We start from the raw sequence: 7,497 nt of genomic DNA, 5'->3' as shown, positions 1-7,497 counted from the left end.
TCCCTCTTCAGAGAGGGGTTGGGGGTGAGGCTTTTTTAAAAGTTCTCCTTCACCACCTCCTTATCATCGAAGTGGTGTTTAACGCCTTCTATTTCCTGATAGTCCTCGTGTCCCTTGCCTGCAACAAGCACCACATCGCCTTTTTGCGCCATCATACACGCCGTGCGGATAGCCTCGCGGCGGTCTACGATAGCAACAACCTTCTTCATTTGTTGTGCATTAAGCCCCGCAAGCATGTCGTTGATAATGGCCTGTGGGTCTTCAAAGCGGGGGTTGTCGCTAGTTATGATCACGCGGTCGCTCTGTTTCACGGCCTCCACAGCCATCAACGGGCGCTTTCCCTTGTCGCGATTGCCTCCTGCGCCACACACGGTGATAACCTTTCCCTTGCCGTTCAGCACCTCGTGAATGGCGTTCAGCACATTCTCCAAGGCATCGGGCGTGTGGGCATAGTCAACGATGGCCGTGTAGCCTTCGGGCGAACGCAGCGGTTGAAGCCTGCCATTAACGCTGTGCAGGGTGCTCATCACCAACAAGATGTCTTCGGGACGCTTGCCCAACATCACTGCCGTGCCGTAAACTGCCAACAGATTGCTAACGTTGAACTTGCCAATGAACTGCACGCCAACCTCTGCGCCGTTTATTTCGAGATACATTCCCTCGAAGTGGCACTCCAATATCTTCGCCTTGAAGTCGGCCATGCTACGCGTAGAATAGGTCTTCACCGTGGCACGCGTGTTCTGAACCATCACCATTCCGTTCTTATCGTCGGCATTGGTAATGGCAAACGCCTGCTTGGGCAGCATGTCGAAGAAGGCTTTCTTGGCATTGCGATAGTTCTCGAAGGTTTTGTGATAGTCCAAATGGTCGCGTGTGAGGTTCGAGAACACACCGCCGGCGAAGGTCAATCCGCCAATGCGCTTTTGCGCAATGGCATGCGAACTGCACTCCATAAACACATATTCGCACCCCGCCTCCACCATCCGATGCAGCAAGGCGTTAAGCGCGATGGGGTCCGGTGTGGTATGGTCGGCAGGTATGGCCTCGTCTTCGATGTAGTTGCACACCGTGGAGAGCAGTCCGCAACGATGCCCGAACTTCCTGAACATATCGTATAATAAGGTGGCGATGGTGGTTTTGCCGTTCGTTCCCGTTACGCCCACCAGTTTCAACTTCTTCGAAGGCTCGCCGTAGAACAGCGTTGCCACGGGGCCAACGGCGTCTTCGGTGCTCTCCACCTGCACAAACGTAACGCCTTGGGGCAGCTCGGCCGGCATCGTTTCGCACAACACGGCCACCGCACCTTGCGCCACGGCCTTGCTGATAAACGCATGCCCGTCTACCTGCGTGCCCTTAATGGCCACGAAAAGATGGCCCGGACCCACCTTTCGCGAGTCGATATCCACAGCCGTTACCTGCACTTCGGCATTGCCCACCACGTTTAGGGGTTTCACGTTTTTTAGAATACTACTAAGTGTCATTGTCGTTATTGTTTTGTTTCGCCAACGAAAGGGGTGCGCACATCGCATGCCTCGCGCCCCTCGCCGTGGCCGTATATATTGCTTATCCTTCCAAAACCAGTTCGCACTTCATGCCCATTTTGAGCGGCGTACCCGGTTCTATGCTCTGCTTAACCACCTTGCCGCGACCCACAAGCCTTACTTTCACACCCCGACTTTCCACCAGATACACGGCATCGCGTGCACCCATGCCATGCACATTGGGCATTTGCGAACGCACAAACTGCCTTGTTCTTTTCAGCGATACGGCCTTTCCGCCCTCGATAGCGGCCTGCCCCCAAATGGGTTTCGTGCTGGCATCGCCTGCTTTCCAGTCTACAAAGGTCTTTACGCCAAGATGCGACAGCACATAATCGGCTGCCAGAACATTGCCCGACTTCACTTCGGGATAGAGTATCGACGAAGTGTCGCGGGCATCGCGGGCATCCAGCTTGATGTCTTTGGCCATGATGCCCTCGGCTATGTTCCTAAAAACAGGGCCGCACATCAGTCCGCCCGATGCAGGGCTGCCCGTTTTCTGTATGCAGACGATGCAACTGTATCGCGGAGCATCGGCCGGAAAGTAGCCGGCAAAGCTTAACAGATAGTCCACGCTGCCGCTTTTATAGCCTGCCGCGCCCTTAGACATTTGCGCCGTGCCCGTTTTGCCGGCCACCTGAAAGAGGTTCGAGCCGGCTTTCTTGGCCAACCCTTGGCTCACCACCTTGCGCAACACATCTTGTATCAGCTTTATCGTGCGGGGTTTGCATATCTGTTCGTAGCCCTTCATCGGCTCCGGGGGGAAGTCCATGATGGTAACGCCATCCTTCATCACCTTTTTAACAAAGCGCGGACGCATCAGCTTGCCGCCATTGGCTATGGCGTTATAGAAAGCCAGCATCGAGATGGGCGGCACCTGCGTTTCGTAGCCGATGCTCATCCACGGCAAGGCCGTGTTGCTCCAATTGAGCCATTGCCCGTTGGGGGCTTTCTTGGGCATGCGTATCTTTGCAGGCGAAGAGCCTATGAGGGGTATTTGAAAGTCTAACCCAAGCCCCAGGCGGTAAATGCCGCGCACAAACCGCTCGGGATTGTTGTGATAAAACTGGTCGATTACGCGGCTCACACCGATGTTGGAACTCACTTCGAGCGAACGCGACACCGACAGCACGCCATATCCACCGCGCCGCCAGTTGTGGTCGCGCATCTCTCGGCCATACATGGGCCACGTTCCGCCACCCGTGTTCACTTGATATGCGGTGTCCACCACGCCGTCGTCTATGGCCGTCATGATGCTGGCCACTTTAAACACCGAGCCTGGTTCCAGCAAATCGCTCACGGCATGGTTTTTCAATTCGCGGTATTCGCCGTCTTGGCATCGTTCCATGTTAACGATGGCCTTCACGTCGCCCGTAGCAACCTCCATCACAATCACCACGCCCACCCTTGCGCTAATCTCCTTCATCTCTTCGAGAAGTGAGCGTTCGGCCAAGTCTTGCATGCCCACGTCGATGGTGGTAACGATGTCGGCTCCGTCAATTGGGGGCGTGTCCATGATGTCGAGGAACCTGTTGAGCACCTTACGACGATGGATAATGCCGTTAGACCCGCGCAGGATTGAGTCGTAAGACAGCTCCAAACCAAAGCGCGCCGTATCTTTTGCGCCATACATGTCGCCCACGGTGCGCCCTGCCAACGAGCCATACGGACGTTGGCGCGCGTTAAATTCTTCGGTATGGAAACCGCTCTTATACTTCGACAGGTTGAATACGGGCAGCATGCGCACCTCGGTATAGGTGTTATAGTCCACGCGCCTGTCCAACAACAGCCAATGCCTGCTTTGCTTGTTGCGCCCTTCTTCCAGGTGGCGCCTGAAACTTGCGGCCGATTTTTCGGGAAAGATGGCATGCAGGCCTTGGCAAATGGAGTCGAGTTTCACCTCCCACAGCGAGTCGTTCTTGGCCTCGCGCAGGGCGTTGAAGTCCATATACAACTTATATTCGGGCAACGACGAGGCCATCAGTTGCTCGTCGCAGCTCAATATGTTCCCACGCATGGGCTTAACGCTCACGCTGTCTTTCTTCTGGCGGTCGGCCACGGCCATCCAATAGTCGCGCTTAGCCATCATGATATAAAGCGTCTTGCCAATCACCGCAATGGCCACCATCGTCATCAAGATGGTGATGAAGGTGTAGCGCGGCATGATTTTCTTCGACTCGAACTTGCTCATTCTTCGGGAACGTTTATTATATATGGTGGTTGGTCGGGCATGTGCAATGTTGTGTCGTTGCTTTCGCGCAGCAACCTCAGCACGTGGCTCTCCCTACTCTTCTCGGTTATTTGGCTATTGCTCGACAGCGACTTGTACTTGGCATCTTGCAATTCTTTCGTCAGCTGGTCTATCTCGATGAGATACTGTTGGCAACTGTACCTGTTGGCGATATACACAAAGATGAAAGCCGTGATAAGCAGCAACAACCATATCTGCTTGCGTATGGTTGAGGTGTTGAGGATGTCGCCACCAATGATTTTCATGAAGGTGAGGTTCGATGTCAATGGTGCATCGCTCTCGGTGGCTTGTTCCATAATGGCCTCTTTCAGCGTGGGCAGCTCGTCGGTTGCGGCCTCTTTCGTTTCGGCCTCATCCTCGTTTGTGTTCCCGCGCTCGGCTGCTTTGTCTCCGTTTGGGCGTTTCTCTCCTTTCGTGACCGCTTTCTTTGCGGCCTCGCTCTCTCGCTTGGCTATGTTCTTCAATGTCTCCACAGGGTCTGGCCCCTCGTTCGGCTGTTCCACAGTAAACCGAAGGTCGGGTTCGCCCGCGTTCATGTCTTTACCTTTCATCTCTTTTCTGCAATTCTAAGTTTTGCACTTCGGCTCCGCGGGTTGCGCAGTTGCTCATCGTCTGTGGGCACAATCACCTTATTGTTCACCAACGCGAATGGCGTTTGCGCCCGCCCGAAGAAGTCTTGAGATAGTTTTCCTTCCACATTTCCCGTCTTCATAAAGTTTTTCACCATGCGGTCTTCCAGGCTGTGGTAGGTTATTACGCTCAGTCGCCCACCTTTTCCCAGCCATTGTGCGGCGGCTTGCAGCATCTCTTTAAGGGCGTTCATCTCGTTGTTCACCTCGATGCGCAGGGCTTGGAAAAGCTTGGCCATCTCCTTTTTTTCGCGTTCGCGCTTAAAGAAAGGCTCCACAATGGCCGCAAACTGCTGTGTGGTTTGCACGGCGGCTTTGGCTCGCGCCTTTACAATGGCCGAGGCTATGCGGCGCGATTGGCGTATCTCGCCATAAAGAAAAAACACATCGGCCAACCTCTCCTCGTCGTAGGTGTTCAGCACTTGCGCGGCGGTTAGGGTGGCGTTCTTGTTCATGCGCATGTCTAGTGGCGCATCGAAACGGAAAGAGAACCCCCGTTCTTGGTCGTCGAAATGGTGCGACGACACGCCCAAGTCGGCCAATATGCCGTCAACATGGTCTACGCCGTAGTAGCGCATCCAGTTGTCTAGGTATCTAAAATTGCTCCGCACAAAGGTAAACCGCTCGTCGTTGGCCAGTGGTTGCTGCCCGTTGGGAGATTTGCGGCGCGTGTTTTCTTCGGCATCCGCATCTTGGTCGAAACTGAAAAGGCGCGCCGTACGGTCCATTTTGGAAAGTATATGGCGCGTATGTCCGCCACCGCCAAAGGTTACGTCTACATAAACGCCGCCTTCAACGATGTTCAATGCCTCTACGCTCTCGGAAAGTAGCACCGGCACATGATATCCTTGGGCTGTAATGATGTTGTCGTTGTTCATTGGTTTTCTCCTTCCGGCAATGCCATAATGGCCTCAACAGCTGGCCCGAAGTCGTGGGCAGCCACGAAAGGCTGTTGCGTATTGGCCTCGCTCCAAATCTCAATGGTATCGCCCATGCCCAAGAAACGAATGCTTTGGCTTATCTGAGCCATCGCCATATAACGTTTCGGGATGAGGAAACGCCCGTTTCCATCGAGCGTAACCAGTTCCACATCAGACACGAATTGCCTGAAAAGCTGTTGGTGGGCGGCGTTCCAACGCGACAGTCGGTTGCGTAGCGCATCCATCTGTTCGTTCCAAACGCTTTCTGGGTAAAGCACCAAACAAGGCTGGTGCAGGTCTTTGCAAAGCACAAGACTTTCTTCGCCCGATGCTTGCAGCACCTTGCGGAAAGCGACGGGCAAGAATACCCTTCCCTTCGCATCTGTCTTTGCTTCTGTGTTACCCAAGAACCGCATTCTTTTCTATTAGATGGAAACTACCGCCAAAGTTAATCATTTTTCCCCATCTTCCCCCACTTTTCTCCACAAAATGTGCTAATTGCGAAAGAAGAATTATGTTAAAAGAGAATTTCCAAGGCGTTACTGTCTTCGACATTTGAGCCTGAAAGGCTAGCATTTATAGGGACATACAAGGTTAAGGCAGCTACAACGCCCCCCATTTTTAGGCTTTTTAGGTGGGCAAGATTATCCAACAGCATTGGAACACTTAGCTACATTAAAGGCTTGAAGTGCTTAAAGAGCCAAGCACGACTGAGAAACCAAGCACATCAAACCCGCCTAAACGACCCCAAAAAGCGAGAATATAACCGAGCCACAGCGAGGAATGTCGGCATATTCGTTTACAAGTTTTCAGAGAATTGCTTGTATATCTCAATGTTTTTGACGAATTTTGTGTAAAGGTTGTGCATATCTTGGTTTGAACTTAACGAGCTAAAAACCACCAAGCTGCTAAAAACCAGCGATATGTAAAGCCTCTTAATCGCGTTAATCTATTTAATTCCACCAAGCAAATTTAGTTATGAGATGTGTTATTATTTTATCTTTCTTGGCTCTATGCGCATGTAAAGCTACCTCAAAGAAAGCATCCTACCCAGAGCAAAGGCTAACTTATTCAAAACAAGAGGCAAAGCCCTCTTGTGCTGGAGAACGTATTAACCGGCAATTTATGTCATTAACCAATAAGAACCACTTGGTGAAAAGCAAAGAAACCTTGCCATACGACAAACGCATTGATATAAAGACCGTGAAATACAATCGGATAGAAAGTAAGTTGTTGAAAGGTGCTTCAGCGTTTATTTGTGATGGAGGAAACAAACTAAGATACCTACCTTTACCCAATAAAGGAGACGTGTCTTTGATCTTAGTACCAATGGACTGCGGGGATTTTGACTATCGTTTTTATTTGTTGACAATAAAGAATAATACCATTATATCAGACCTCTATGTTGAAGGCATTTGGTATGAACCAGGTGGCCCTGAGTTGGAGGAGGTTACATCCTTCAAAATTGATAAGAACTTTTCTGTTAAGGTTAAGACTACATCATTGGGTTCTCCGCAGAAGGTTAGGAATTATATAATTAGGGATGACGGTAGAATTATCAAAAAGTAAAAACTTAGAATGATGAATTCGTTGGCGAGATTAATTAAGTACGCGCTAAACTAATTCTGCCAGCAGATACACTCACGACACAATAAACTCGCGAACTTACAAAGAAGACGTCTTAACTGTTTCCTCATTGCGTGCGGCAAAACATGGCTATGCCTCAAAAAGGTAGTCTGGTGGGAGTTCTTTCAATACCTCCTTTACAAGTTGAAAGCATCTTCCCCGTGGCATATAATGAGGGGAAAGCAAGGAGGACTTCTTTATGTTTCTTATGTTCTTATGCCAAAATGTACGTGTTTATGTCAAAACCCGAAAGATGAACGTTTTCGTTAAGCCAAATGAACAATGTTGGGCTTGCTCGAACATTGTCATGGCGAGAAAACGCACTTTTCGAGGAACGAGAAAAGAACGTTTTCGTTAAGCCAAATGAACAATGTCGAGCTTGCTCGAACATTGTCATGGCGAGAAAACGCACTTTTCGAAGAACGAGAGAAGAACGATTACCCCGTTTACCTATCCACTTGTCTTCTTGTTAACCTGCCCATTCGCTAACACACCAGCTGATGTAAACTATTCGGTAAGAAATTTAACATTAT

Annotated in this window: 6 protein-coding genes; 1 reads left to right on the top strand and 5 read right to left on the bottom strand. The window is 50.8% G+C overall.

Annotation, left to right across the window (positions count from 1 at the left end; genetic code table 11):
- Window positions 1–35: 35 nt before the first annotated feature.
- The 5 genes from HMPREF2955_RS00650 to mraZ form a co-directional block, all read right to left on the bottom strand.
- Window positions 36–1,481, bottom strand: a complete 1,446-nt coding sequence (locus HMPREF2955_RS00650; RefSeq protein WP_070719978.1) for a UDP-N-acetylmuramoyl-L-alanyl-D-glutamate--2,6-diaminopimelate ligase — start codon at window positions 1,479–1,481, stop codon at window positions 36–38.
- An 82-nt stretch (window positions 1,482–1,563) separates the two neighbouring features.
- The gene (locus tag HMPREF2955_RS00645) at window positions 1,564–3,729 is read right to left on the bottom strand and encodes a penicillin-binding protein (RefSeq protein WP_070719975.1); all 2,166 of its coding nucleotides are present in this window, start codon (window positions 3,727–3,729) and stop codon (window positions 1,564–1,566) included.
- Entirely contained in the window at window positions 3,726–4,340 is a 615-nt protein-coding gene (locus tag HMPREF2955_RS00640) for an FtsL-like putative cell division protein (protein WP_070719973.1), read from the bottom strand. Before HMPREF2955_RS00640 ends, HMPREF2955_RS00645 begins: the two co-directional genes overlap by 4 nt.
- Window positions 4,337–5,296, bottom strand: coding sequence for a 16S rRNA (cytosine(1402)-N(4))-methyltransferase RsmH (gene rsmH / locus HMPREF2955_RS00635; RefSeq protein WP_070719971.1), 960 nt, complete (start codon window positions 5,294–5,296; stop codon window positions 4,337–4,339). The genes HMPREF2955_RS00640 and rsmH overlap by 4 nt, the downstream gene beginning before the upstream one ends.
- Window positions 5,293–5,754, bottom strand: coding sequence for a division/cell wall cluster transcriptional repressor MraZ (gene mraZ, locus HMPREF2955_RS00630; protein ID WP_009231586.1), 462 nt, complete (start codon window positions 5,752–5,754; stop codon window positions 5,293–5,295). Before mraZ ends, rsmH begins: the two co-directional genes overlap by 4 nt.
- A 562-nt stretch (window positions 5,755–6,316) precedes the next feature.
- On the opposite strand from mraZ, the gene HMPREF2955_RS00625 reads away from it, so the two are divergent.
- The gene (locus HMPREF2955_RS00625; protein ID WP_070719969.1) at window positions 6,317–6,907 is read left to right on the top strand and encodes a hypothetical protein; all 591 of its coding nucleotides are present in this window, start codon (window positions 6,317–6,319) and stop codon (window positions 6,905–6,907) included.
- The last annotated feature ends 590 nt before the right edge of the window (window positions 6,908–7,497 follow it).

It is taken from the genome of Prevotella sp. HMSC073D09, from assembly GCF_001814145.1.
GTDB classification, from domain to species: domain Bacteria; phylum Bacteroidota; class Bacteroidia; order Bacteroidales; family Bacteroidaceae; genus Prevotella; species Prevotella conceptionensis.
The sequence above is the reverse complement of the archived record's forward strand: the minus strand, read 5'-3'. Positions and strand labels throughout refer to the sequence as shown.

Bases quoted from the DNA above. Each gene is read 5' to 3' on its own strand.
- HMPREF2955_RS00640 (WP_070719973.1), bottom strand. From the start codon at position 4,340: ATGAAAGGTAAAGACATGAACGCGGGCGAACCCGACCTTCGGTTTACT.
- mraZ (WP_009231586.1), bottom strand. From the start codon at position 5,754: ATGCGGTTCTTGGGTAACACAGAAGCAAAGACAGATGCGAAGGGAAGG.
- HMPREF2955_RS00650 (WP_070719978.1), bottom strand. From the start codon at position 1,481: ATGACACTTAGTAGTATTCTAAAAAACGTGAAACCCCTAAACGTGGTG.
- rsmH (WP_070719971.1), bottom strand. From the start codon at position 5,296: ATGAACAACGACAACATCATTACAGCCCAAGGATATCATGTGCCGGTG.
- HMPREF2955_RS00625 (WP_070719969.1), top strand. From the start codon at position 6,317: ATGAGATGTGTTATTATTTTATCTTTCTTGGCTCTATGCGCATGTAAA.
- HMPREF2955_RS00645 (WP_070719975.1), bottom strand. From the start codon at position 3,729: ATGAGCAAGTTCGAGTCGAAGAAAATCATGCCGCGCTACACCTTCATC.